Genomic DNA, 25,422 nt, shown 5'->3' with positions numbered 1-25,422 from the left:
GGGTCAGGGGGGGCTAAGAGAATTAGAACCCCTGGGTCAGGGGGGGCTAAGAGAATTAGAACCCCTGGGTCAGGGGGGGCTAAGAGAATTAGAACCCCTGGGTCAGGGGGTAGGGGGGATCTATGTGCATATCTCCACCCCAGAAAAGTGCCGTCAGTTACAGGACTTGCGCCAAACCTATCTCAAAACCTATTCCGACAACTCCTCGGACGACTGGGAAACCCATCTCAACGACTTCCTGCGCCGTCTGCGGGATATCCTGGAATTACCCCAACTCCTCGCGCAACTTTCCCCCAACTACCGCCGCCTGATTTTAGTGCCCTATCGGGATTTACATTTATTTCCCCTCCACGCCTTACCCCTGGGGGATGGCGATGAACCGGAGTATCTAGCGGATAGATTTCCCGAGGGAGTCACCTACAGCCCCAGTTGTCAATTTTTGCAAGTCTCCCGCCGCAACCGCAAAACGACCTCAAGCCAGCGCCTGTTTGCTATCCAAAATCCCACGGAAGACTTAGACTATGCCGACTTAGAAGTAAAGGCAATTTTAGCCAACTTCTCCGACGAAAACGCCCGCTATCTCGCCCGCAACGAAGCCAGCAAAACCAGCCTCAATCAAAACCCCCACCGCCAAGACTTTCAAGGGGCGGACTATCTCCATTTTGCCGGACATGGGGCGTTTAATTTCACCAGTCCCCTGCTGTCTCCCTTGGTATTGGCGGGGGGAAAAGTCCGCGTCAGTGAGGGGGAACCCGCCTCGGAAACTGCTGCCTCGGGGGTCGCGGAAACTCGCTTTCTTCCCTGGCGCAAAGGCACTCAGATTGACCTGAGCAAATGTTACACCCTGGGGGAATTGTTTGAACTGCATTTACCCGCCTGTCGCCTGGTGATTCTCTCCGCTTGTGAAACAGGGTTAACGGACTTTTCCCCAGAGTTGGAAGAATATATCAGTTTAGGGTTAGGCTTTCTCTATGCCGGGGCGACAAATGTGATTTGCAGCCTCTGGGCGGTGAATGATGTCTCGACGGCGATTTTGATGGTAAAATTCTATGAGGAAATGCAGACTCAGCCCTCAATTGCTCTGGCTTTGAAGCAGGCGCAACAGTGGATGAGAAGGGTGACGAAGCAGGAGTTAACCGAGTGGTTGAACCCGTCGGAGTTGGCGTTAACGCCGAATCCTAAAGGGAAACTGCGAGAGCATTTAAAGTTGGGGTTTGAACCGTCGGATTACCGACCCTATCAGCATCCTATCCATTGGGCGGCTTTTTGTGCGATCGGGGTTTAGGGGGTTTGCTTTTATCTGCACTTCAAGGCTTGCGATACAATAATTTGAAACTCTACCTACCTTTTTAAATCAATGACAAGCAACAGTTCATTAGAAGAACGCATGGCAGCCGTCGAAGCAGCCATCACTGAAATTCAAGAACAGATTGCCCCTACTCAATCGATGAATTGGTTAGAACAAATTACCGGGTCTTTCAAGGATGAACCGGCTTTTGAAGAGATTCTCGCATTAGGACAAGCCATTCGTCGAGGGGATGAGTCTGTATTGGACGCACCGGAAAGCGATCGCCATCACTCAAAAACATGAATGTGTTCAAAAAGTTAAAGCGCATCAAAATTCAAGGCCCTGTTGATTTCGCCGCTCATATCGATTCATATCTTAACGAAGAACAGTTTTGCACAGACAGTAAAATAACCATGAAAGATTCAACGGAAACCCTACTGATGTTTGCCCAACTCCTGGAAGCAGAACCGCCGATTCTACCACCCGAGGCTTGCCAACAAGCTCAAAAATTGGCGGCGGAATTGGAGACTGTATCCGAAGCCGATATAAACCGGGCAGCGGATATGATTAGGACTTGGATGGGACAATTTCCCCAAGAACAAAAAGTTTTTCTAAAGGCTATAAAACGAGAACTCAACGGAATTCCTAACCCCAATCAGGTCCAATGGACGTTTCCCAATTTACAAATTATCGAAGAAACGGAAACAACGGCGCTGATTACTCCTGCGCCTAATGCTGAAAAAATCTCCTTGTTTGTCCACGTTATTCAAACTTTAAACCGATGGATTCAGAAAAAGATATAATAACTCCGACGGTTTATGCGCCTAATTTGCATTTATTCGCCTTTCATCTCTGGCGAGGATTGACCGGAGAATCAGACTCCCTCGCTTCCAATCGTCACCAGTTGTGGCAAAAGGCGGATGAGATTTTACAAGGGTTGGGGTTTACGGAACGCCTGCACATTCCTGGGTATCCAAATAACTCGGAAGAACCACCGGGGGCGCAAATTAATCTCCATCCCCAAAACAAACTGGAATTAACGGGAAAACTCCCGAACTCCGATTTAACCATAACCGGGCTGTTGTTCGCCCATCGCCTTTATGATAGTTATAGTTTAACGGTGAATTTACGCCGCCCCGAACAAGAAAATCAGCAAAAAACGGCGGAAGTACCGATTTCATTTTGGCGCAACTTAAATACAGAACGCCTGATTTTCTTGCCTAGCTTTGTAGACAGTTCTTTGGGGCAAACTTTACTCTTAACCGCATTTTTGCCAGACTCGCACTGTAACAAAACAGCAGAAGATTTGCAAGACTTGGCCCGCAGTTGCTTGAAACAGGTCATCCCCTCTCGCAAAATTGAACTTCCGGCGTTGTGTAAGATGGGGGAGTTGTGGGGGAGTCCACTTTTTGAGTTTGGCGGTCAAGTTTTGGATAAGAATATGGAGGAAGAAGCGGAAGTCACCCCTCATATTTTAATTTACCTATTTCGGAATAAGTTTTCCAGCGCGAAGTTTGAGGGCGCTTATTTACAATTTATCAATTTATTTTACTACCGGAACAAGGTGATTTCTGCCTATTTGAAAACCCGAAACCTCCATCGAAAAACCTACGCTATCTATACAAAATTAGAAAAAAAAGTCAGGTCTTTTAAGAAAGAATTAATAGAAAATACTACCTGTCTGGCCTTAACAGAGGTGCAATTAGAACAGCTAAAAATGGTGCTCAAGGAATTGGCGGCATTAGATTTAGAATATGCGCGACTGTTGCGAAATTACAAACATTGTCAGAATACGATTAGCATCAATACCAAAAATTATCAGGTAACCTTGGAGGATATTGTTAAGATTCTCCCACAACACAAAGAGCGGGTGAACCCGGAAGACTTGGATTTTTTCCGGGAATTTGGCACTCAAACTTCGGGCTATTTCCAATCTCGCATCAGTGACGAGCTCAACTATTTTGTGGAGGGGTCGAATCTATCGGATAAGGCGATCGCCTCGATTCGCGGCATTGTAGAAATCGAACAAACCCAACGCGATCGCCGGTTGGAACAGCAAAACGAAACCCTTGAGGACCAAATTCAGGCAGTGGGGGTGGGAATTGCTACAGGCGCGATTATCGCCTCTACTTCGCCGCTAATCTTTCAACAAGAAAAGATCAGCTTTCCCTGGGAAGCATCCCACGGCGATCGCCTCCATCCGTTTATGCTTGCCTTGCTGTTGAGTTTGGGTTCTGCTGTGGTGGCGTGGTGGGTTGCTAAAGGGTTAATTGGGTGGGGTCGCAAAAGGCGACTGCGCCAAAAGCAAGAATCAAAAAATTAGGGATTTTATGATTGGGGTAGGGTTTTGAGCCAATTCGGTGTCATGGCCCTTCCTCCGTTTGTATAAAAATGTGTTTGTAATTTGTGAGAAATAGAATTTTTGATTAGGTACATTGTATTAAGAGGGATATAGGCGATCGCAAATCTTCTATGAGAGGATGGGGAAGATATCAGGAGGCAGAGCCTCCGATTTGGCATTCCCTGGCAGAGCCAGGGAACGAGGAATCCGGTGGTTGTCAAAGACCCACTTTATTCTGTAACCTGCGGAGGCAGGCTTTGTCTGTATAGCCTCCGGGCTTCAGCCTGTGGGCTTTTACTCGGGTTGACCTGTTTTCCGCAAGGTTTCTTGGGAAACTTCTGTCCATTCGGTATGGAAGAATTCACCCCGGGGTTTATCGGTGCGTTCATAAGTATGTGCGCCGAAGTAATCCCGTTGCGCTTGGGTGAGATTTTGAGGGAGGCGATCGCGGCGGTAGCTGTCGAAATAATCTAGGGATGCACTAAATGCAGGCACGGGAATCCCCATCTTATTAGATAGGGAAATTACATCGCGCCATGCTTCTTGGCGGTCCAAAATCGTTTGTTTGAATTCCGGTGCCAGGAGCAAGTTCGGTAATTCGGGATTTTCATCAAAGGCTTGCTTAATTTTATCTAAGAAAGCTGCCCGAATAATACAGCCGCCTTTCCAAATCCGGGCAACTTCACCCAGATTTAACTTATATCCAAACTGCTTCGAGGCTTTGCTCAATAAATCCATGCCTTGGGCATAGGAACAAATTTTAGAGCAGTATAAGGCATCGCGAACCTTATTGATAAATTCCTGAGCATCTCCCTCAAATGTGATACTTGGTCCGGTTAATTGGGTAGAAGCGGCAACCCGTTCCTCTTTGATGGAAGACATAATCCGGGCATTCACCGCAGCGGCGATCGTGGGAATAGCTACCCCTAATTCTAAAGCATCGGCAGCAGTCCAGCGTCCGGTGCCTTTTTGTCCGGCAGAATCCATAATCATTTCCACCAGAGGAGCGTTAGTTGTTGGGTCCAGGTAGCGGAAAATATCGGCGGTAATTTCAATCAAAAATGAGTCCAGTTCTGGGGTAGTATTCCACTCAGCAAATACTTGTTGTAACTGGCGATGATCCAGTCCGAGGATACTCTTGAGAAGGTCATACGCTTCGGCGATGAGCTGCATATCACCATACTCAATGCCATTATGCACCATTTTCACATAGTGACCGGAACCGCCGGGGCCGATATAGGTGACGCAGGGACCATCATCCACCTGGGCGGCGATCGCAGTTAGGATGGGTTCTAAATCTCGGTAGGCTTGTTCAGTCCCTCCAGGCATCAAACTGGGTCCCTTGAGCGCCCCTTCTTCTCCACCGCTGACTCCCATGCCGACAAATCCGAGTCCTGTGGATTCCAAGTCTTTGGTCCGGCGTTCCGTGTCTTGATAGAGGGAATTCCCGCCATCAATAATCATGTCACCCTCTTCTAATAAGGGCTTGAGTTGAGCGATCACCGCATCCACGGGACCACCAGCTTTAACCATCAGCAGGATGCGACGGGGACGTTCTAGGGACGCTACAAAGTCTTCTAGGCTGTAGGTGGCTTTGACTTGTTTTGTGCCTCCTCTGACAGCCATGAATTTCTCGGTGACGCTGCCGGTGCGATTGTAGACGGCTACCGGAAAGCCCCGACTTTCGACGTTGAGGGCCAGGTTTTCTCCCATGACGCCTAGACCAATCACACCAAATTTCTGCTTACTCATAAAGTTTTGGGTCTCGTTGTGTTTCTGTCTCTTACCTTTTTTAGGGTAGCCCGTTCAGAGTAATTCTTCAGTGGACCCTTGTTGAGAACTTTATCTCCCATTTCCCGGGAGATGGGCGCAGGGATGGGGAGTCAAATGTGTGCCAACACTTTACTAGAGGCAGTCTGGCATTTTTACCGCAACTGAAAATGGGAGGATTCGCTGTTGACAGATTCTTGACAAATGAATCAAATTCTGAGGGGTCAGTCTGGGCAAATTATGGGGAGTAGAGTAAAACTCCTGTGGCTACAGGCTGCGATCGCCTCAGTCAAAAATCCACTCAGCCCCCCAATATCCTGACTTCAACTCAAAACCTAGCATGATCGTCTTTCGGGAAGATCCGATCGCCGTCTCTGGAACGGTAGAATGACCATTGTAGAGACGAACGGGTGAGTCGTCCATGTAGTAGACAGCAGGGGGAACCGGCATTATGCTTCCATACATTCTGGCCTTAGCCGTCGCGCTGGGTAGCTTCGCGATTTATATGGCCGCTTTCTTTTTTCCAGAAGTCCATCGCAAAGGCGATCTCGTTTGGAGTGGCGTTGGACTGTTTTATGCTTTGGTCTTATGGTTCTGTGCGGGCCGGATTTCCGGGGCGGTCCTGCTGGGACAAATGGCGAGTGTGGGGTTATTGGGGTGGTTTGGCTGGCAAGCCTTAACCCTGCGGCGACAAACAACCCCACTGGCGGAACAAACTCCCGTATCTGGCGAGCAAATCGATCGCCTCACCGGAGGGCTAACCGGGATGTTTAAACCCAAATCCGCGCCGAAACCTCAAACGATACCCCAACCTATTCCCCAAACGGCGGTGAAGCTTGAGGAACCGGCAGTCATCCCCCCTCCCGTGGCAACGGTTCCAGAGGTCCCCCCAGTCCCGGTGACCCCGAAACCTGTGACACCGGCAAAACCAGCGGCGAAGGTGACCACGACCCAACCCAAAGCGCCTCGATTTGCCGATCGCTTCTCTTTCTTATTTAAAGGTAAAGACAACGATAAAAACAAAAATAAAACTCCAGCCAAACCCACACCAGGGCCAAAAACTCAACCCCAGCCCCCTGCTGAGGTGGTCTCAGTTCCCAGCCCAGAACCCACCCTGGTCCAGCCTCCGGTTCCCGTAGAACCCCCACCGGCTGAACCCACCCTAGTCCAACCTCCGCTTCCCGTGGCACCCCCACTGCCGGAACCCAGTTTAATCCAACCGGAACCGGAAATCATCCTTGTGGAGATGCCTGGAAAAGTGCCAACGGAGGTTACCGCCGATGAGCGACTAGAAATGCCTGCGGCAGCAGCACTGGAAGGCGCTACGGTGGAATCCCAGGTGTCCGATGAGGATGATTTTGGCCTTGACGATGATGATTTAGAAGGTCCAGGGGTCACGAAAGTGGAAGCCCAAGCCATAGCACAAACCATCAGCAATCCCCCACTGGATGAACCCATTAAGCCCTCCCTGAACAAAGTTGCGGCAAAATCAGCGACCCCAGCGGCTAAAAAACCCCAGGGTCCCAGTTTATTGAGCCAAATTCAAGCGGGAATCCAAGGATTGCTGAATTTTCGCAAGTCTCCTCCCGTCAAGGCTGCACCGCCGAGTTCTAAGCCGGTTGAGACAAAAACTGAGGTTGAACCCAAACCGGCGATCGCTGTGGACTCGATTACCATAGAGTCTTCCCCGGCAATCTCTGACACCAAACCCTTACAGGAACCGCCGACGGTTGTCATCACTACTGCCGATGTGGTTGTCCAGGTTACGGTACAGGAAGGGGAACCCGTGGAGGTGGTGACTTCTGGCAATCCCTCCGCAGAGAAATTGGGCGAAGCAGTCATCACGACAGATGAAGGAGTGATTGTGAAGGAACCGAATCCACCCACAACGGAAGCACAAGCCGTCGTTGAGGACTCGGTGTGGGAAGTTTTACCGGAAGGGAGACTGACTCCGGAACCTGTTGAAGAATATGCCCCAGAAGTGGAACTGGCACCCCCTGCGGAAGCAGTTTTTCCGATAGAGGATGGGGTCGTCGAGGTGATTGAGGTTTCTGAACTGCTCGGGGAAGTGACTCCGGCAGATCGGGATGAGTTGGAGTTGTTGGAGATGGAGAGCAATCCATTCTTAAATCGCCCCCAACGGCCTGATCCCTCAGTAGTCCAGAGTACCCGACAATCTGGGGAGGCTCAGGGTCAAGTTACTCCACCGCCTGACATTGAACCTACTTCGCCGAAGGACGGGAATTGATAGGGCTAAGTTGAATTTTGGGAGTGCGAGCAAGATGCTCGCACTCCTCGTAGCGGTCCGTATCTCATGAGTGGGCGAAGCGCTATACACTGGCTTTAGAGTAAGAACCGACTGCAAGTCGTTACTATGAATCATTAAGAAGGACTTGCTGTTGTTACTAAGAACATGGAAAAACGATAACGATATTGATTATTCATGAATGCGACCGTCTGGCATGATGGCTCCGGTTAATTTGGTGCCGATTAGCTTGACAAAAAGGCGGTCTTTTGTACCCATTTTAGCGCCGCGTAGGTCAGCGCCGGTTAAATCCGCTCCACTCAAATCGGCTCCGATTAAATTAACATTTTGTAAGTTCGCATAAGTGAGATTTGCTTGCAATAAATTGGCGCGGAATAAGTTGGCTCCTTGCAAGTTGGCTCCGGATAAATTAATTTTGTGTAAAAAGCCATCACTGAGGTCAGCTTGACTGAGGTTAGCATGACTTAAATTTCTGCCGGATAGGTCTTTTTCCCGCAGGTTTTGACCCCGCAAATCGGCTCCGGTGAGGTCGGGATTGTGCGGTTTGTGCGATCGCCGTTGACCCTGAGCATGAGCGTTCGTCCGATCGCCGGAATGGGGAGGATTGGAGTAGGTGTAACCGGCGCTAGATTTGTTGGTTTGATATCCTGAAGAGGGCCGATCGCTGGAATGGGCTTTTCCTGGATTGGATCGCAGGCGATCGCGCGCTTCATTAATTTGTTTTAATTTATCTTGGGCTTTGGAAACCAGGCGGGCATTATCTTTCGGAATGCGATCGGGATGCCAAATAAACGCCAAATCTTTATAAGCCTGGTTCACTTCCTCTAGTGATGCTCCAGGCTCTAACCCCAGTTCTCGATAATATCTATCCAGCTCGTTCATTGGCGATCGCTCTACGCTCTTAGTAGGAAGTGGCGTGATTGGCTCCGAACTCTGAAAAAAAATGCTCCCTCGGTTCGGGGTTAACCGTTTCCAGGGTAACACCTGAAGGGAAGGTTTGCCCTGTGACTCTCTCCCCTTGCTCCTCCCAACTCTGCTCCGGCAGCGCTTTTTTGAGCAGGTGGGTTTGCCTCTTGGAGGAGGGGATGCTAGACTAGCAACGATTTTGAGCTTCCTGACCCGGGCCTCCCGTTGGGATGTAGTCGCCTCTTAAAACAGGAGACTCTTCCCAGTAGCCGCATCGGCTTCCCCAGGAACTTGACGCGGCGATCGGTCCTCTGAAATTAAACACTAATCTCAAATTGGGGTTAATCCCAATACTTATTAGGGGTTGAGCTTACCGGGTTAAAAACTCACCCAAGTCAAATCAATCCGACCGATTAGACCCGTTTAATTTGTATTGAACCAACTCCAAACCCCTAAAATTTGAAGACTATTTAGCTTCAAATTATTACAGCCCTAATTACCCGCTCTCCTATAAAATGACCCAATATGCTGCGGTTTCATTAAAGCTCACCCAGCAATTAGACCCCTTGCAAAATTCTCTCAAGCCCCCCTTAAAAACGCCAATCGCTTGGGGGGAGCAATCCGTTATTTGGCAAGTAGTTTATTATTCCTGAATGATTCCCCTGCTTTCAAACCCCTGATTTAGGTAAAAAAGCCCATGTATGAACAGTCCCGTCAGTTTCCCCAGATTCTCTCCGCTGACCAGGAGCGATCGCTCCTGTTATTGATTTCTCAGATAGCCAGCATTACGGTTATTGTGATTGGCTGTGTGGTCATCTTGGGATGGGTGTTCCATATTCCCACACTCAAAAGTGTCCTTCCTGGATTAGTGACCATGAAAGCCAATACCGCGATCGGTTTTATCTTAGGAGGAACTTGCATTACCTTGTGGCATCGTGGGTCCAGAAAGAACCACAATAGGCGGGTTGCTTTAATTTGCGCCATCTTGGTTTTTGCCCTAGGGTTGTTGACGTTAATGCAGTATGGGTTTGGCGTCAATTTAGGGATTGATGAACTGGTTTTTAAAGAAGCTGGGGATGCTGTTGCTACAGCAAATCCCGGACGGATGGCACCGAATACGGCGTTTAATTTCCTGTTGTTGGGTTCGGCTTTAGTGCTAATTTGTATTCCCAGACCTAACTATTGGGCAGCGCAATTTTTGACAATTTTAGGATTTTTAATTGCGTTTTTTGGTTTTTTGGGGTACTTGTATGGCAATGCCTTTTTTTATCGCTTAGATAAAGCGTTTACGGCGATGGCATTGCATACAGCGGTGGGATTCCTTGTGCTGTGCTTGGCGATGCTGTTTGCGCGTCTGGATGTGGGAATTATGGCCGCGATCGCCAGTCCCACCGCCGGGGGATTGATGGCAAGACGGCTTTATCCCGCAGCGATTGTTATCCCTCCGGTGTTATGTTGGCTCATTTTAATCGGTTGGCGGGGAGATTTATACACGGCAGAAATGGGAATTTCGCTCCTAGGGATATTAAATGTGATAGTTTTTTCGGGGTTGATTTGGTGGAATGCTTGGACCCTAGGACGGATCGATCGCCAGCGACTTCAAGCCGAAACCAGCCTGAAACAGGCATTTGAATCTTTGGAATACCGGGCAAAGATGCAGAAAATTTTATCTACGGAGTTGGCAACGGCATTTTCTCAAATTAGAACAACGATGAATGAATTGGAAGCCTCTGCAAGTGCTACGGCAGAACAAGCGAAGGCGGCAAATGCTCAAGCGCAGCGATCGCGATCGCTTTCATCTGGGGGAAAGGCGGCAGTGGATCGGACTCAAACTGGGATGAATACGTTAGAACAGAAGGTGGGAGCGATCGCCCAGGAAATTACCCAGACTCAACAGCAAGCGGCTCAAATTGGGGATATTTCTCGCTTGGTCAGTCATTTAGCCACTCAGACTAATATTCTGGCGTTGAATGCAGCGATCGAAGCCAGTCGTGCGGGGGAGCAGGGGAAGGGTTTTGGGGTCGTTGCCAGCGAAATTCGGTCTTTAGCGGACCAAAGTAAGGTACTCGCACAAAAGATTAGTAACTTAATTAGTGATATCCAGACGGCAGTCGCCGCTACGGTGATGGTAACGGAAGAGGGACTCGAAACCGTAGAAACTGGGGTGGCGATCGTGCAAGAAATGGCTGAGGCATTTGAGGGGGTTGCTCAAGCGATCGACAATATTTTTGTTAACAATCAAAATATTGCTCTCACGGCGCAGCAGCAAGCAGCGGCGATCGCTCAGGTGGTTAATGTGATGAATGCGATCGACCTCAACGCTCATGAAACACTGTCCAAAACCGGGGAGGCTTGAGGGGTCTAAACGACTCTTTGAGCGTCAGAAATGGTTCTTGAACAGCATGGGGTTTTTCCAGATTCGGACGCTTGATAATCGTTGGAAACGATTAAACATCTATCCGTCCGGGTAATTTCTGAAAATCTCGGGGATCTTTCGGTTGACCCCAATTTGAATAATTCCGCTGTTTCCCTTAATCTTATCAATTTGTATTTTTATTTTAAATCCTTCCTGAAATCCATAAAAAGGAAACCCCGGCGCTGCCTTATTCCCGACTCAACCCATTTGTTGAGGGCTACTGTATCATACTCTCCTGGGGATGGAGACCCGCTCAAATCAGTCGGTCTGGACCGAGGGGGAACCAAAGTAACCCCTAGCGAGGATTGATTTTAATCTAAATAAAGCTGGTCCAAATCCCTTAAATCTTTGCTGGACAAGGATTTAAGGGAAGAGCGGCACAGAAAAGTCCCGGAAAAATTAAGGTTTATTTTTGATTTCCGTTGACACAATCGGGTAAAATCTATGATAATTAAATATTAATGCTCCTCTAAACAATCAGTCTAGGTCAAGGGCGTAAAATCAAACTTATCCCTAGACAATCCACGAAATATAACTCCCGAATAGGGTGAGGTAAATTATGGCAATTAACTTAGTGGATGCGGATTTTTATCGCGCAGTTAATCCAGACTTGCGGGGATTAAATAATCTGCAAGCGGTGGAACATTTAGTAAACTTCGGTTTAAATGAAGGACGGGCATTTTCCCTGGCGGTGGATTTAGACTTTTATCGGCGGAATAATCCCGGGTTAGCCGCTGCTGGGTTAACGACCCGCAGGCAACTTTACGATCATCTTTCTAACTTTGGAGTCCGAGAAAATCGCCCCTTTTCCTTGGTTTTCAATCCGGCTTTTTATGCTAGTGCTAACCCCGGACTGGCATCCGCAGGGGTTGTGGGGAGTGAAGCCCTATTTAATCATTACCAAAACTTTGGGATTAACGAGGGTCGTCCTTCTGCGATCGCCTTTGATCCCAACTTTTACCGACTCACCAACCCGGACTTACAACAAGCGGGATTGAACAACCGGCAGTTAGTCGAACACTTTCAATTTATTGGGGTGAATGAAGGACGGACTTCCTCTCCAAACTTTAATGTTCGCTTCTATTTAGCGGCTAATCCTGATTTACAGCAAGCATTTGGGTTCAACTTCCGGCAGGCATTTGAACATTATTTAACCAATGGAATACAAGAAGGACGGGTTGCGACTTCCGGAGGGATCCCCCTGCCCCCATTACCACCACCACCACCACCGCCACCGCTACCGCCTGTGCCCGGACCGGGCAACACCCCGCAAACGGCTTTAAATGCCGGGGTACTCACAGGGACTCAAATCTTTAATCAGTCCATTTCTAGTATCAATTCTAATGACTATTACCGCTTTAATTTAAGTGGACCGACGAACTTAAATGTGGTCATTAATGGCATGACTCAAGATGCCAACATCGAACTATTTTTTGATAGTAATAATGATGGAATTGTCACTGCTCCCGAACGGGTTGGCGTTTCCACCCAACCCGGAACCCTCCAAGATTCCGTCACGGGATTTTTCACGGCAGGTAATTATTTTGTTAATGTTTCCCAGGGTGTTCCTGGGGCTGAAACTCCCTACAATTTGAATTTGATTGCCAACCCAATTACGGGAGACGTAGGAGGGAACAGCGCGAATACAGCGACAAATGTGGGGATTTTGTCCGGGACTCGGCGAATCGATGACTTGGTGGGGGATGCAGACCCACAAGATTATTTCCGATTTGTACTCAATGATGTGAGAAATGTCAATTTATTGCTAACGGGTCTGAATGATGATGCCGACTTAAGACTGTATCAAACCGTGAATAATAATGGGGCGATTTCCCAAGGGAACTTGATTGCTCAGTCTATTCAAAGTGGGACAACCCCGGAAGCGCTCAGTCGCACCTTAACACCCGGTGATTACTTAGTGCTGGTCTCTCCTGGTTTTCAGGGGGTGAATACAAATTACGGTCTAACTCTGTCTACATAGGACGGGACAGTCCGCCTCTTTCCTCCACAAAAACGCCTCTCAAAAGCAAATGCTCCAGCTTTTGAGAGGCGTTTTCCATGACAGGGTGCTTTGATGGTTAATGTTTCTTTTTAAGCCCTACAGCCTCCAATAATTTCTTGTGGTTTTGTAAATCCCTTCGCCAAGCGATATTTTGACGGGTTTTCAATATTTTTTAATCGATGTGATTATTTTGGCTGAGATTGGGGGTACTCTGAAACCAGAAACAGTTTAGGGCGATCGCCAATTAATTGAAGGAGTTGAATTTTAGCCCCCTGGCTGAAGAAATGCAGCCATCCCGTCTGCTCAGTCTATCTAAAATTGAAGTTTTTTAAAGGAGTCTCTAGGCTAAAAATCCTCTATACCCGCTCAAAGAAAACAGTTATTCTCCAGGAGCATCCAGGAGAATCAGGTTAATTCCCACGAGAAAAAGGCTTTTTTGTGGCAACGTAGTAGGTGAGGAAAACAACAGGCCACTAAGGAGGAGGACTCATTTAAAATCTACCCAATTTTTGAGAGTCTGATGCCAGTTTATTTGGATTAAATTCTACAGGTTTATGTGCCTCCCAAAATGGGTAAACTCAAAGGGCGATCGCTGTTCAGCCAGTTGACTCCGAAAAAGTCCGGCTCAAGATATGAGCCGATAGGTGGTTATCCGCATTTTGGAGGAAGATTGTCCTGTTGAAATATCCGGTCTAATTGATTTGAATTTTGTTCTACATTGCAGAGAAATTTGCCTCATGTTAGAAAGCAGTGAGTTATTTGACCCGAAGTCTGCCCTCCGCCAAAATAGCGACCCCTTCACCGGGATTGCTTCGGGTCCATTCAGTGAAGATTTCCCGGGGGCGATCGCCGCATTAGGATTCCATCTCCGGCAACCCAATGCTTTACAGAACCCAGAGTCTATTCCCCAAGAATTATCCCCTCGGGAAGCTGCCCTTCTCGAAGAGTTTACCCGTTTTTTCCCCGGGTTCTCGCGCCAATCTCACGGGCCCACGGATCCTCTGGAAACCCTAGCATTGCAAATGCTCCAGGTGAGGATGGTACAGCCCCCTAGTCCGGCATCTGCCGACACCCTGACAGATTATCAAGAGGTTCTCTCCGTCACCCGAGACCCCCTCACCGATTGGAATAGCGGCGACTCTCACTCCACCCCTAGCTTAACGGTTAGTCCTGAAAATCCCTTACAGACATCGGGACCCATCAACCCGGAACCCGCCCCTGGGGATACCATTGCTACCGCCATTCCCATTGCGATCGCCGGATTAGAAACTAGCGATCGCGCCTTGGAGTTTCAACCGAATCAGACGGTGGTTGGACAAGTCAGTGGCAACCATCCCGAAGACTTCTATCGCTTCAGTCTTGATCGCCCAGGGGTTTTCACCGCTGAACTCACAAACTTGACGCAAGATGCAGACTTACGCCTAGTGCGAGATTTCAACGGCAATGGCATCATTGATCCGGTTGCCGATGGCAATGGCAATGGTATGATCGATCCTGATGAAATCGAAGTCATCGCATGGCAACCCAATCGCGGTGCCACGGATGAATCCATCCGCCAATTTTTAGAGCCTGGTACTTATACCCTCCAGGCGATCGCCTTCAATCACAACACCGCCAATTACACCCTCAATACGCAATTTACCTCTAGCCCCACTGATCCGCAAGCCTTTTCCCTGGAACTCAATTTCGGACCCGGTACCGAAACCCTCACGGATTCCCATCGGCATACCATCCGCAAAGCTGCCGATCGCATCGAACAAATGGTTACCCAAAGTCCCTTTAATGTTCCCCATACCATCACAGTGGATATCGAATCCGGGGATTTTGGACCGGGATTCCTAGCATCCGCCGGACCGACTAGAGTGCGCAGGCTGGATACCGCCCCCATCCCGGTCCACGGTGAAGTTGTCTTCAATACAAACCCCGAGAGCGACCTGCTGGACCATCCCCGCTACCTATACGATACAATAGTTCACGAACTCACTCACGTCGTCGGATTCGGGACCTTATGGGAAGATCACAAGGCGATCGCCGATTACAACCAGGGTTTATACGATGCCAATACCTTTGCGGGACAGATTTATGGGGAAATGCTCGGCACATTCATTCCCACTCCCGTCGAACTGACTGTTAACGTGGGGGGAGGTTCGGACTTGGGACACTGGCGGAAAAATCCCACCTTTGATAATGAAATCGGGGTGGAAGCTGGACATCCCAATGAGCAGCAAGTCACCAGTGCCTTAACCATCGCCTCCTTAAGGGATCTCGGTTGGACTGTTAACTATGGGGCAGTAGAAGAGTACATTTTACCCCAATTTAGGACCCCATTCGCTTAATCCAGACTAAATCTTCCTCATCGGGAATGCCACCCAATCTTTAGGGGCAGTCCATAAACTGCCCCTAAAATATCGAGAATTAGATTCCCGAAATGGTGTCACTTCTGCCAAAGAAAAATATGATAAGATGAGCGTAAACCACCCATTCAGCGATCGCCTGATTCAAACCCGTGAACGCGATCGCCCTGGACCGAACCCTGTTTCTTAACAGCTAAGAAGAGTAGATTGTGTTAGACGCCACCAGCTTATTTAATGAAAGCTATTACCTCAGCCACAATCCCGACGTGATGGCTGAAGTTAGCGCGGGTATTTTAACCAGTGGATTCAAACACTTCATCGATGTGGGTCAATTTGAAAATCGCCAACCCAGCGCTTGGTTTGATCCCCATTTTTATTTAGCCTTATATCCCGATGTCAAGGTGGCAGTGAATCAGGGACAAACTACCGCCTTTCAACACTTCATTGAGGCGGGGCAATTTGAAAATCGCGATCCAATCACGGAATTTTTTACCGATATTTATCTGGAGCGAAATCCGGATATTGCCACAGCAGTCACAGGGGATTTACTCACTGCTTACGAGCATTTTGTTAAGTTGGGACAAGGGGAAGGACGGTCCCCAGGACCTAACTTTGATACGACATTTTATTTAACCCATCATCCTGATGTTGCGGCATTAGTGAGAACAGGACAAATCAGTGCAGTGGAACATTACTTGTTATTCGGTACCTCCGAGGGACGTGCCGCCACAGAACATAACCCAGCCCTGACCCTCAACGAAACCCTAGAATTGGGCGTACTGGGGACCCGCCACCTCACTGGGGCGACAGACATCAATATCTCACCGCAACTCTATCGGTTTCGGCTAGATAGCCCCAGTCAAGTGAGTTTACTCCTGAGTAGACTAAGTGATGATATCGAAGTTACCCTGTATCAGGACCACAACGGCAACCGAGCCCTCGACTCCACCGAGGCGATCGCCTCAGATACAGAACCCGGAACCCGCGCCAAACTCTTGAACCAGGTCCTAAATCCGGGGGATTACTTCCTGGCGATCGCAGCCCAAAACGAAGCAACATCCTATCATCTGAGTCTGTCTACCGTCCCCCTTTCCAACTCCTACCCCAACCTCACGGCAAACCTGGAATTATACCCCCAAAACCTCGGTTCCCTCTCTTCCCACATCCTCCTCAGCAACGCCTTAGAACCCAACAACTCCCCAGACATCTACCAATTTACCCTAGAGACAACCACCCCGGTTCAGATTGAACTAAATGGATTAACGGCTGATGTAGACTTATTTTTAGTTCAAAATTCCCCAGAAACCGCCCAAATTCTCGCCGAATCCACCACCCCAGGCAATCAAACCGAAACAATTACCCCCACTGCCTTAGAACCGGGAACCTATTCCGTTTGGGTGGAACCTATAGAAGGAGAAACCCCCTATCAGTTGAGTCTGGTCCCGGATATCTCTCCTGATTCAGAAACTCGCACTCTGGACCTCCCACCTCCCCTGTTTGACCCAAACTTTGGATTTGGGTTAGTCAATGCTGCCGCTGCCGTGGCGCGGGTCCTGGGAGAACCGACCCCTTTTCCCCAAGTCCCCAATCCCATCATCAATAATTATGCATTAGATGCGATCAATGCACCCGCCGTTTGGAATCGGGGATATACCGGCGAGGGAGTCGTTATCGCGGTTTTAGATATGGGAATGGATCTCACTCATCGGGACCTCCAGGGGAATTTCTGGGTGAATGGGGATGAAATTCCCGGGAACGGGGTAGATAATGATGGCAATGGGTTTATTGATGACTTTCATGGCTATGATTTTGTGGATGGGAATGGGAATCCCTCCTTTTCTCACTCAACCGAACGTCATGCGACGCACCTAGCGGGGATTATTGGTGCACAGAGAAATGGGATTGATGGGACGTTTAATGGGGGAATCCCGTTTGATGTCACCGGAGTGGCATACAATGCGACTTTAATGCCGGTGCGGGTTCTGGACGATCGCCAGTCCTTTGATGAATTTGAAATTGCCGTTGCCAACGGAATTCGCTATGCCGTAGATAATGGTGCACAGATCTTGAATTTGAGCTTAGGGAATTTGCCCGGAGAACCTCCTACAGAAAGGATTGCCGAAGCATTGCGCTATGCTCGCGATCGCGGAGTTGTCGCCATCTTTGCCTCGGGAAATGAAGGATCCGCGAGGGCGACTCAACCGGCAGATCCGGCAATTCGCGCCACAGAAGGACTAGGAATTGCCGTAGGTGCAGTCGATCGCGATCGCCGAGTCGCCCCCTTCTCCAATCCCGCCGGGTCCGCCTTTGGTCCTTATCCTTTCCTGGTCGCACCGGGCGTTGACATCCGTTCCACCACCCCCAATCAGACCTATCTTAACTTAGATGGCACCTCAATGGCTGCTCCCTATCTTTCTGGAGTTGTTGCCTTGATGTTGCAAGCTAATCCCACTTTACCCCCTGCGGAAGTGGAACGCATTCTCATCGAAACTGCCAACCGGGATGGACTGTTAATTTAAGGAACTTTAAACCTTACCATCTCCCTAATCGATTGCTTAGAAAGGGTTCGTCCGTCCTACGCCGGTTTACCCCAACCCCGCATTAGGTTGAGAGTTTGACCGTAATGGTAAGCCAGGGCCTTGTTCTGAGATAAAATTGAAAATTCCCTCTTTATCCTGGACTGTTACATGAGCAAATAACGCGACTAAATCAGCCTCACTGGGCTTGACAATTGAAAGCCTATAAAATATTATGGATATTTGGGTTTTTGCCTAGGACAAGGTTCAGAATGAGTCCTGCTAAAAAATAAAAAAATATCATAAAATAGCTCAGAAACTATTAAAATAATTAACATTAATTTAATAGTTTAATCAAAAACCTCGGGTAAAATTGGGAGAACCTTAATTTTAAGACCTAATACCGAAAATAATGTTGGACCTTAGCCGGTTGTTTGACGAGAGTTTGTATATTAACAAAAATCCCGACGTAGCGGAAGCATTAGCCATCGGGGTTTTTGAAAGTGGTTTCCAACACTTCCTCACTTTTGGCCAGGACGAAGGCCGAGAGTTCAGTCCTTTTTTTGATAATGTGTATTATTTGGAAGATAACCCGGATGTAGCCGAAGCCGTGGCAGCAGGAACCTTCACGGCGATCGAACACTTCGTAAATTTCGGACAATTTGAAGGGCGTGATCCGATTGTGGAGTTTTTTACAGACTTCTACCTGGAAGCCTATCTGGACGTAGCGTCAGTCGTGGCAACAGGGGCAATGACTGCCTATCAACATTTTCGGGACTTCGGTCTAAGTGAGGGTCGAGAACCCGGTTTTGGGTTCGATCGCCCGTTCTATTTAGCTAATAATCCCGATGTGGCAGCCGCCGTTAACGCCGGTCAGTTAAGTGCGATCGAACATTATCTGAGATTTGGGAAAGCTGAAGGACGACTGGGAACGCCAACCCTAAATCTGAATGCCGCCACAGAATTGGGATTGCTCAGTACCGTGGAAATCAATAGCATCGTCAGCGATCGCAACCCTCTACAACTCTATCGCTTCACCTTAGAGAATCCCAGCGACTTTAACTTAGAACTCGGTGGATTGAGTGCCGATGCCGATGTCACGCTCTTACGAGACATCAATGAAAATGGCGAAATCGATATAGAAGAAATCATCGACTTATCCACCAACGAAGGAACGACGCCGGAAGTGCTCAGCCGGGGGTTAACTGCCGGGACCTACTTTATTGCCATTGAGCGGTTTGAAGGCAATGCTAACTATACTCTCCTCATGTCCGCCGCCCCTCGCCTCGACATCCCTCCCGATAACGTGGGCAATACCCTCAGCCAGTCATTCGATTTGGACGCAGCGTTGAGAGGTCCACTCAGCAATCAAGGCCGGATTCCCATTAATGCAGTGTTGGCATCCGAAGGCTTTAACCAGCCCCAGCTACTCGGTGATTTTAATCCCAGCGATATCTATAGTTTCACTATTATTGCACCAACTCGATTTCTATTGAATCTGGACCAACTGAGTGGGGATGCAGATGTGGCGATCGCCGGTGACCGAAATGAAGATGGGATAATTTCTTACGACGAAATTATCATCAGTTCTGAAAATGAAGGCACTCAGCCCGAGGAAATTTTCATTCCGAAGCTCTCTCTGGGCGAATATTACATCCTCGTCGAACCATTCGAGGGGGAGACGACTTATAACCTAACGGTAGAAACCGCCCCGATTCAGTTTCCACTTTCCGAAGCCTTAGAAGTGGGAACATTGAACCCCACCCCCCGAACCTTAACCGGAACCTTATTCGAGGCCAATCTAGCCGATACCTACCGCTTTAATCTCACAACGCCTAGCGATATTCAAATCAACTTAGAGGGACTGAGTGCAGCAACAGAAGTCTATTTAATTCAGGATGTCAACAACAATGGCATCGTTGAAGGCGGTGAGATTCTCAGCAGCGCCCCCGGTCCAGAAAAGCTCCTGAGTAGCCTGTTTACAACAGGAGGCTATAGCAGCGATGCAGAAACGCTCTCAGTGGTTGGATTACCCGCAGGAACTTACTATGTCGGCGTCAATCAGTTCGAGGGTGAAACCAACTACAGCCTTAGCCTCTCAGGAACATCAACCACGGGAAGATTTAACAGTTTGTTTGGGTATGGGTTAGTAAATGCCTCTGCCGCCGTCGCCCGTGCCCTGGGCGAACCTGCTTTAGCCCCGGTCCCTGCTCTCACCAGTACCGCGACGCGGAACAATACCAGGGACATGAATTTAATTAATGCCCCCGCCGTCTGGAACCGAGGGTTTACTGGAGAGGGCGTCATCGTCGCCGTCTTAGATGATGGGGTGGACTGGAAACATCCGGATCTCGCCGACAATATCTGGGTCAACTCCAATGAAATTCCCAATAATGGCATGGATGATGATGGCAATGGGTTCATCGATGATGTGCGAGGCTGGGATTTTGTCGATGGCATTAATAATCCCAGCGGGGGTCCAGGAGATTCTCACGGCACCCACGTCGCCGGGACCGTCGCGGCAGGGCGAAATGGGGTAGATATTGTAACCGGAGAGAACAGGCTAGAAATGAATGGGGTGGCGTATAATGCCACCATTATGCCCGTGCGTGTCCTCGGCGAGTCTAAGTCTAATCCCGATGAGAACTTCGATCCGGTGGCTGCGGGAATTTACTACGCCGTGGAAAATGGAGCGCGAGTGATTCAAATGAGTCTGGGCAGGAATCCGGGGGCTCCGCCTTCCCTGCAAACTCAAGAAGCCCTGGCATTTGCCCGAGAGCGAGGGGTTGTGGCGGTGATTGCCTCCGGCAATGAGCGAGATACCTATGGTGCAACCCAACCCGGAGACCCCGCGTTTAATGCGCGCAACAATTTGGCGATCGCGATCGGTGCAGTCAATCCCGCCAATCAATTAGCGACCTTTTCTAACCCGGCTGGCCCCTCTCCTTTGAATTTTATTGTTGCCCCGGGAGTGGATGTCTTATCCACCTATCCCAATCAGAACTACGAGTTTGAAGAGGGAACCTCAATGGCTGCCCCCCATATCTCCGGAGTTGTGGCGCTGATGCTCCAAGCCAATCCTAACTTGACCCCAGCTCAAGTGGAGCAAATTTTAATTGAAACTGCACAACCGGAGGGGATTACTTTGGCCCTGGCATAAAGCTCGGGCAGCAGTACATGAACCCAGTTCAGGGAGAAGAAATCAGGTTTTTATATCAAATCCGGTTGTGATAGGTCTATAAAAACCCACACCCTCAAGGGTGGGTCTATACTGACGAAGCCCGCCTACGCGGGCTGAAGAGAAAAACGACTTTTAACAACGGGATTTGGTATTATACTCGATTTGTTACCGAGTGGCACAGATGTCGTCAAGAGACCCGATAGTCTTCCCTTTAACTGTACCGAGGCCCTAGAAATCCTGGGGGTTTCCTCTCATCGAGATTAGGACAATGGTGATAGAGATGGACGGGCGATCGCCTGTCCATCTTTTGTGATGACAGGCTTCTAGTTGCTAGAGCTGATGGTGATTCATCCGGGGAGTTCGGTGACATCCCCCCACAAGAGGAAATTTTTTAATTCATCAGACCCGTGACCTAGCAATCGTACAATGAATTGTCGCTACTTTTGCAGCCTTTAGAAAACCTGTAAGAAATGATACTTTCGGTAGAGGTGGCGATCGCCACTGGCACTCTAAGCTGGAAGTCGTTGAGGAAAATATAACTTTCTCAAAATAACAATCATAGAAGTAAGCACCAGCCGCTTTTAACCGCTGAAATTTAAGGCAAAAAGCGGCAAGAATGCTACGGAAATTCAAAGGAGTTTTGTATGAAACAGATGATTAATTGGCTCAAAAATATTAGCCTTCGACAAATTTTAACCGGAATGATGGCCGGATTGCTACTCTTCGTCGGGACTGCTTGCAGCAATATCCCCTCCGTCATGGCCAAAACTTCCGACCAGGTGAGAGAAGAAATGCCTTCCAAGTACGTCAACTCCACCTATGAAGGGGGAATGAACGAGTATCCAGATACTGACCCTCGACAACAGGCGACTACACGCGCTGAAGCCAAGGCGAAAGAATTAAAGGACAGCGCCGAACGACGGATTAACGACGATTCCCGAACCTATCCAGATAAAGACCTGGGCGAGATCCTCGAAGAAGTCCCCGGACAAGTATCTAAAATTGGCGATCGCGCTGAAAATGCCGCCAACGAATTGAGCAAACACGCTAAAGCCGGGGCAGATTTAGCCCAGGAAACCGGGGAAACTGCCCTTGAAAAGACCCGAAACAGCCTTAATAAAGGTGCTAAAACCGCAGCCCAGGAAGTAGATAAACTCGGCACTCGCGCTCAAGAGACCGCTGCGAAAGCCTCCGACACCGTTAAGTCTAAAGTTAAGAAGGACCTAGATCGTTCCGGTAAAACCCTCGAACGGACAGCCGATTCCATTGAATAGACTCTCACCCTCCCGGTAGGGTAACTTGCACTTCAGGCTACATCCGCCTAACTTGCAATCCCCAGAGGCACAGCAGTGCCTCTATTTTTTTTGAGAACATCGTTTCGGGAGATGGGGGGATGGGGAAGATAGGGAAGATGGGGAGGATAGGGAGGATGGGGAAGAAGAAACGACAGCAAGTCGGGACGTTGAATATCTCCCCCATCTCCCCCATCTCCCCCATCTCCCCCATCTCCCCCATCTCCCCCATCTCCCCCATCTCCCCCATCTCCCCCATCTTCCCCATCTCCCCTATCTCCCCCATCTCCCCCATCCTTGGCTGTTAAGGATAAATGACATTTATGATAAAATACGGTTTATGTACGACCGTGACCTAAGCGCACTGAATCTCGATGATGAGCTAGACAGCCCTCTGGATCATTTGGATGAGGCACCCACTGCCCCCAAGCCGGATCCCGAGAAAATGTTGCTATTGTTAGCGTCATCTGTTCCCGAACAGCGAATGATCGCGACGCGGGCATTCTGTGAAATCCAGGATGAACGCGCCATCCCCTACCTGATCCAACTGTTAAGCGACCCTTGCCCCCTGGTGCGGGTGAGTGCCGCCTACGCCCTGGGACGCAATACCAGTCCCGATGCCGTTGAACCCTTAATCGACCGGCTCAATTTGGACTGGAACGGCTACGTTAGAAAGGGTGTCGTTTGGGCATTGGGAAATTGTGCCGATCGCCGCGCCCTCGAACCCCTCCTCGAAGCCCTCAAAACCGACATTTCCGCCGTCCGCCTCTGGGCCGCCAGTTCCCTGGGTCAACTGGCTAATGTCGGCTACGATCTAGTTATTTGCGCGATTCCCCCCCTCATTTTCAGCCTCCGAACCGACCCTATTGCCGCAGTCCGAAGTAACTGCGCCTGGGCGATCGGGCAACTGTGCCGCGAACTCCCCTCTAATGTGGTTTATGCCGGTGCGATCGACTCCTTGATTGAAGTCCTAGAAGAAGACGAAGACATGGGCGTTCGCGAAGATGCCAAAGCCTCCTTATTACGAGTCGGAGACCCTCGCGGATTACAAATCATTGAGGAATTAGAACTCGATGGTTTATTGTAAAGTCAAAACCGCCCTCCCTATCAAACCCGAAAGCTGACCCCATAAAGCCCGCCTCTGCGGGCTAAGAAACTTTAACCCTAAAATTTAGCATTAGTCCTTCTCTATAATAGGTCTCTTGCCCAATTCTAAAAAGCCCCCGTTAAATTAACATTCATTCCTCTGGCTTCCCCCGTGTAATTAAACATTTATTCCTCTGGCCTCCCCCTTCTTAAGGGGGACTGTACGGGGATCCCAACGCCATCGACGGGAGGGGGATCCAAGGGGGGTTGGTGGGATCAATCCTTTTTTTTGCAAGAGGTCTAATGTTCGTAGTAATGACTTCCTGTCGTTCCCCCCATCCAATCCCTACAAAAATTCCAACAACTCCTCTAGTAAATTGAAAAGGTAGGCATTGCCTACCTTTTTCTATGGCAACGCATGGCAGTTTTGACCCGAATATTCCCCTAGAGAGTTGGTTAGCGCTCACGATGCAGCAGTATCCGAATCCGGTGGATTGGGCGGCGTTTACTTTGATGGGGGAGGCAGAGTGAGAGGGGTTTTTTAACCACTGATTTCACTGATTGGCACTGAGGGGATGGGTTGGGGGAAAATTATTGGGGGAGGTTTACTACCGATGTGTTAAGGGGTAAGAGAGGGGGTTTTAGTGCGGTTTCTGGGTTGGTGATTGCTCGAAGTTTTGTTACGAATCATCAAAGAATTTGTAAACCAACCGGGTTTCTAACCTACTCTGTTCCGATATGTTAGGGTTGTGGCATTATGATTGAGGGGGGTTCTCGATATGATTGGTGTTCCTTTATACTTTAAAAAATCTATCTATATGCGAATGGTCAAGACAGCGGTCCCATTTTTCGCAGGGTCGTTAGTTCTGGGAGTTATGAGTCCAGGATTTTACTGGAATCAAGGTTTAGATTCTAGGGCGATCGCTCAAACCGTCGAGGACCGAAAACAGGAGGCCGATCGCCTGATTCAGTTAGGACTTGACGCCTATGGGCGGGGTCAATTTTTAGAGGTGTTACCGTTGTGGCAAGAAGCCCTGACAATTTATCGAGAAATTGGCAATCAAGGTGAGGAAATAAAGACCTTGAATGGACTGGGAACTATTTATTTGAATTTGCAAGATTACTCTAAAGCGGAGCAATCTTATCAGCAAGCTTTACAAATTGCTCGGGCTATGGGAGATCAGGCGGGGGAAGCAAGTATTCTGGTTAGTCTGGGAAATTTTTACGAGAATCAGGGGGATTATAGGCGCGCACTTGAGTTTCTGGAGCCAGCTTTACAGATTTCTCTGAATATGGGTAATCAAGCGGGAGAAGGAAATGCGCTGCTTGGTTTGGGAAATATTTACGCAAATCTGGGGGATTATAGCCGCGCACTTGAGTCTTTGGAGCAATCTTTACAAATTGCTCGGAATATGGGCACTCAAGCCGCAGAAGGTTTGGTGTTGAGTAATCTGGGATGGGTTTACAAAGAAATGGCTGATTATCCCAAGGCGCAAGAATCCTACGAGGGAGCCTTACAAATTACTCGGGATGTGGGTAATCCGGTGAGAGAAAGTATAATTCTGGGTAACTTAGGAGATATTTATACCAGTTTAGGAGACTACTTACAAGCTGAGGGGTTATTTCAGCAATCTTTACTCATTTTTCGACAATTTGGTAAAAAGGCAGAAGAGGGAATTACGCTTGCTAGTCTGGGAAAGGTTTACCAGAATTTAGGAGAGTATGCTAAGGCGGAGGAATATTACAAGGAGTCCTTAAATATTGCCCGTCAACTTGGCAATCAGGCTGAGGAAGGGGGTACCCTGCGTAATCTGGGAGTGATTGCTAATTTACAGGGAAATTACCCACAAGCTGAGAGCTATTATACTGAAGCTTTGGAAATTGCTCGGAGAATAGGGGATAAATTAGGGGAAGGGAGTACGTTAAGCAATACCTTCGCCAATTTAATGGTCAGTGGCTTCATGGGAATGTTGATGGATACAGCCCAGACTGGATAAGCGTTTC

At 48.8% G+C, this 25,422-nt stretch carries 17 protein-coding genes; 14 read left to right on the top strand and 3 right to left on the bottom strand.

The annotated features are described in order from the left end of the window. From NG792_RS26925 to NG792_RS26910, 4 genes are all read left to right on the top strand, one after another. On the top strand, nucleotides 1-1,285 hold a 1,285-nt coding region (locus tag NG792_RS26925; RefSeq protein WP_261237492.1), incomplete at its 5' end, for a CHAT domain-containing protein. A 72-nt stretch (nucleotides 1,286-1,357) separates the two neighbouring features. Further along, nucleotides 1,358-1,591, top strand: coding sequence for a hypothetical protein (locus tag NG792_RS26920; RefSeq protein WP_261200335.1), 234 nt, complete (start codon nucleotides 1,358-1,360; stop codon nucleotides 1,589-1,591). A gap of 110 nt (nucleotides 1,592-1,701) precedes the next feature. Further along, nucleotides 1,702-2,091, top strand: coding sequence for a hypothetical protein (locus NG792_RS26915; RefSeq protein WP_261200336.1), 390 nt, complete (start codon nucleotides 1,702-1,704; stop codon nucleotides 2,089-2,091). Further along, the gene (locus NG792_RS26910) at nucleotides 2,070-3,611 is read left to right on the top strand and encodes a serpin family protein (RefSeq protein ID WP_261237489.1); all 1,542 of its coding nucleotides are present in this window, start codon (nucleotides 2,070-2,072) and stop codon (nucleotides 3,609-3,611) included. Before NG792_RS26915 ends, NG792_RS26910 begins: the two co-directional genes overlap by 22 nt. A gap of 312 nt (nucleotides 3,612-3,923) precedes the next feature. Here the strand turns inward: NG792_RS26910 and gnd are convergent, their stop codons facing one another. After that, the gene (gnd, locus tag NG792_RS26905; protein WP_261237487.1) at nucleotides 3,924-5,381 is read right to left on the bottom strand and encodes a decarboxylating NADP(+)-dependent phosphogluconate dehydrogenase; all 1,458 of its coding nucleotides are present in this window, start codon (nucleotides 5,379-5,381) and stop codon (nucleotides 3,924-3,926) included. A 469-nt stretch (nucleotides 5,382-5,850) separates the two neighbouring features. Between gnd and NG792_RS26900 the strand changes: the two genes are divergently transcribed. Further along, nucleotides 5,851-7,647, top strand: coding sequence for a Ycf66 family protein (locus NG792_RS26900; protein ID WP_261237486.1), 1,797 nt, complete (start codon nucleotides 5,851-5,853; stop codon nucleotides 7,645-7,647). 189 nt (nucleotides 7,648-7,836) lie between these two features. Here NG792_RS26900 and NG792_RS26895 read toward each other — a convergent pair whose 3' ends face one another. Further along, nucleotides 7,837-8,547, bottom strand: a complete 711-nt coding sequence (locus NG792_RS26895) for a pentapeptide repeat-containing protein (protein ID WP_261200341.1) — start codon at nucleotides 8,545-8,547, stop codon at nucleotides 7,837-7,839. 721 nt (nucleotides 8,548-9,268) lie between these two features. Between NG792_RS26895 and NG792_RS26890 the strand changes: the two genes are divergently transcribed. The 6 genes from NG792_RS26890 (at nucleotide 9,269) to NG792_RS26865 (ending at nucleotide 22,314) form a co-directional block, all read left to right on the top strand. Then, nucleotides 9,269-10,927, top strand: a complete 1,659-nt coding sequence (locus tag NG792_RS26890; RefSeq protein WP_261237485.1) for a methyl-accepting chemotaxis protein — start codon at nucleotides 9,269-9,271, stop codon at nucleotides 10,925-10,927. Between the two features lie 619 nt (nucleotides 10,928-11,546). After that, nucleotides 11,547-12,968 carry a hypothetical protein gene (locus NG792_RS26885; RefSeq protein WP_261237483.1) on the top strand — a complete coding sequence of 474 codons (1,422 nt, stop codon included), beginning with the start codon at nucleotides 11,547-11,549 and terminating at the stop codon, nucleotides 12,966-12,968. Nucleotides 12,969-13,726: 758 nt separating this feature from the next. After that, nucleotides 13,727-15,325, top strand: coding sequence for a leishmanolysin (locus NG792_RS26880; RefSeq protein ID WP_261237481.1), 1,599 nt, complete (start codon nucleotides 13,727-13,729; stop codon nucleotides 15,323-15,325). Between the two features lie 227 nt (nucleotides 15,326-15,552). Continuing rightward, nucleotides 15,553-17,862 (top strand): S8 family serine peptidase, encoded by a 2,310-nt coding sequence (locus NG792_RS26875; protein ID WP_261237478.1) that lies wholly within the window; start codon nucleotides 15,553-15,555, stop codon nucleotides 17,860-17,862. A 409-nt stretch (nucleotides 17,863-18,271) separates the two neighbouring features. Further along, on the top strand, nucleotides 18,272-21,019 hold the full coding sequence (locus NG792_RS26870; protein WP_261237476.1) for a S8 family serine peptidase: 2,748 nt from the start codon (nucleotides 18,272-18,274) through the stop codon (nucleotides 21,017-21,019). Nucleotides 21,020-21,684: 665 nt separating this feature from the next. Further along, nucleotides 21,685-22,314 carry a DUF6658 family protein gene (locus NG792_RS26865; protein WP_261200347.1) on the top strand — a complete coding sequence of 210 codons (630 nt, stop codon included), beginning with the start codon at nucleotides 21,685-21,687 and terminating at the stop codon, nucleotides 22,312-22,314. A 37-nt stretch (nucleotides 22,315-22,351) separates the two neighbouring features. Here the strand turns inward: NG792_RS26865 and NG792_RS26860 are convergent, their stop codons facing one another. After that, the gene (locus NG792_RS26860; RefSeq protein WP_261237474.1) at nucleotides 22,352-22,627 is read right to left on the bottom strand and encodes a hypothetical protein; all 276 of its coding nucleotides are present in this window, start codon (nucleotides 22,625-22,627) and stop codon (nucleotides 22,352-22,354) included. 45 nt (nucleotides 22,628-22,672) lie between these two features. Here NG792_RS26860 and NG792_RS26855 point away from each other — a divergent pair, with 45 nt between their 5' ends. The 3 genes from NG792_RS26855 to NG792_RS26845 all read left to right on the top strand — a co-directional run bounded on the left by NG792_RS26855 (nucleotide 22,673) and on the right by NG792_RS26845 (nucleotide 25,415). Further along, nucleotides 22,673-23,419 (top strand): HEAT repeat domain-containing protein, encoded by a 747-nt coding sequence (locus tag NG792_RS26855; protein WP_261200349.1) that lies wholly within the window; start codon nucleotides 22,673-22,675, stop codon nucleotides 23,417-23,419. A 407-nt stretch (nucleotides 23,420-23,826) separates the two neighbouring features. After that, complete coding sequence (locus NG792_RS26850; RefSeq protein ID WP_261200350.1) at nucleotides 23,827-23,949, top strand: CHAT domain-containing protein; 123 nt, start codon at nucleotides 23,827-23,829, stop codon at nucleotides 23,947-23,949. Nucleotides 23,950-24,293: 344 nt separating this feature from the next. Next, nucleotides 24,294-25,415 (top strand): tetratricopeptide repeat protein, encoded by a 1,122-nt coding sequence (locus NG792_RS26845; RefSeq protein WP_261237472.1) that lies wholly within the window; start codon nucleotides 24,294-24,296, stop codon nucleotides 25,413-25,415. Nucleotides 25,416-25,422: the final 7 nt, after the last annotated feature.

It is taken from the genome of Laspinema olomoucense D3b, from assembly GCF_025370785.1.
Taxonomy (GTDB): Bacteria; Cyanobacteriota; Cyanobacteriia; order Cyanobacteriales; family Laspinemataceae; genus Laspinema; species Laspinema olomoucense.
This window is presented reverse-complemented; position numbering and strand designations above follow the sequence as displayed.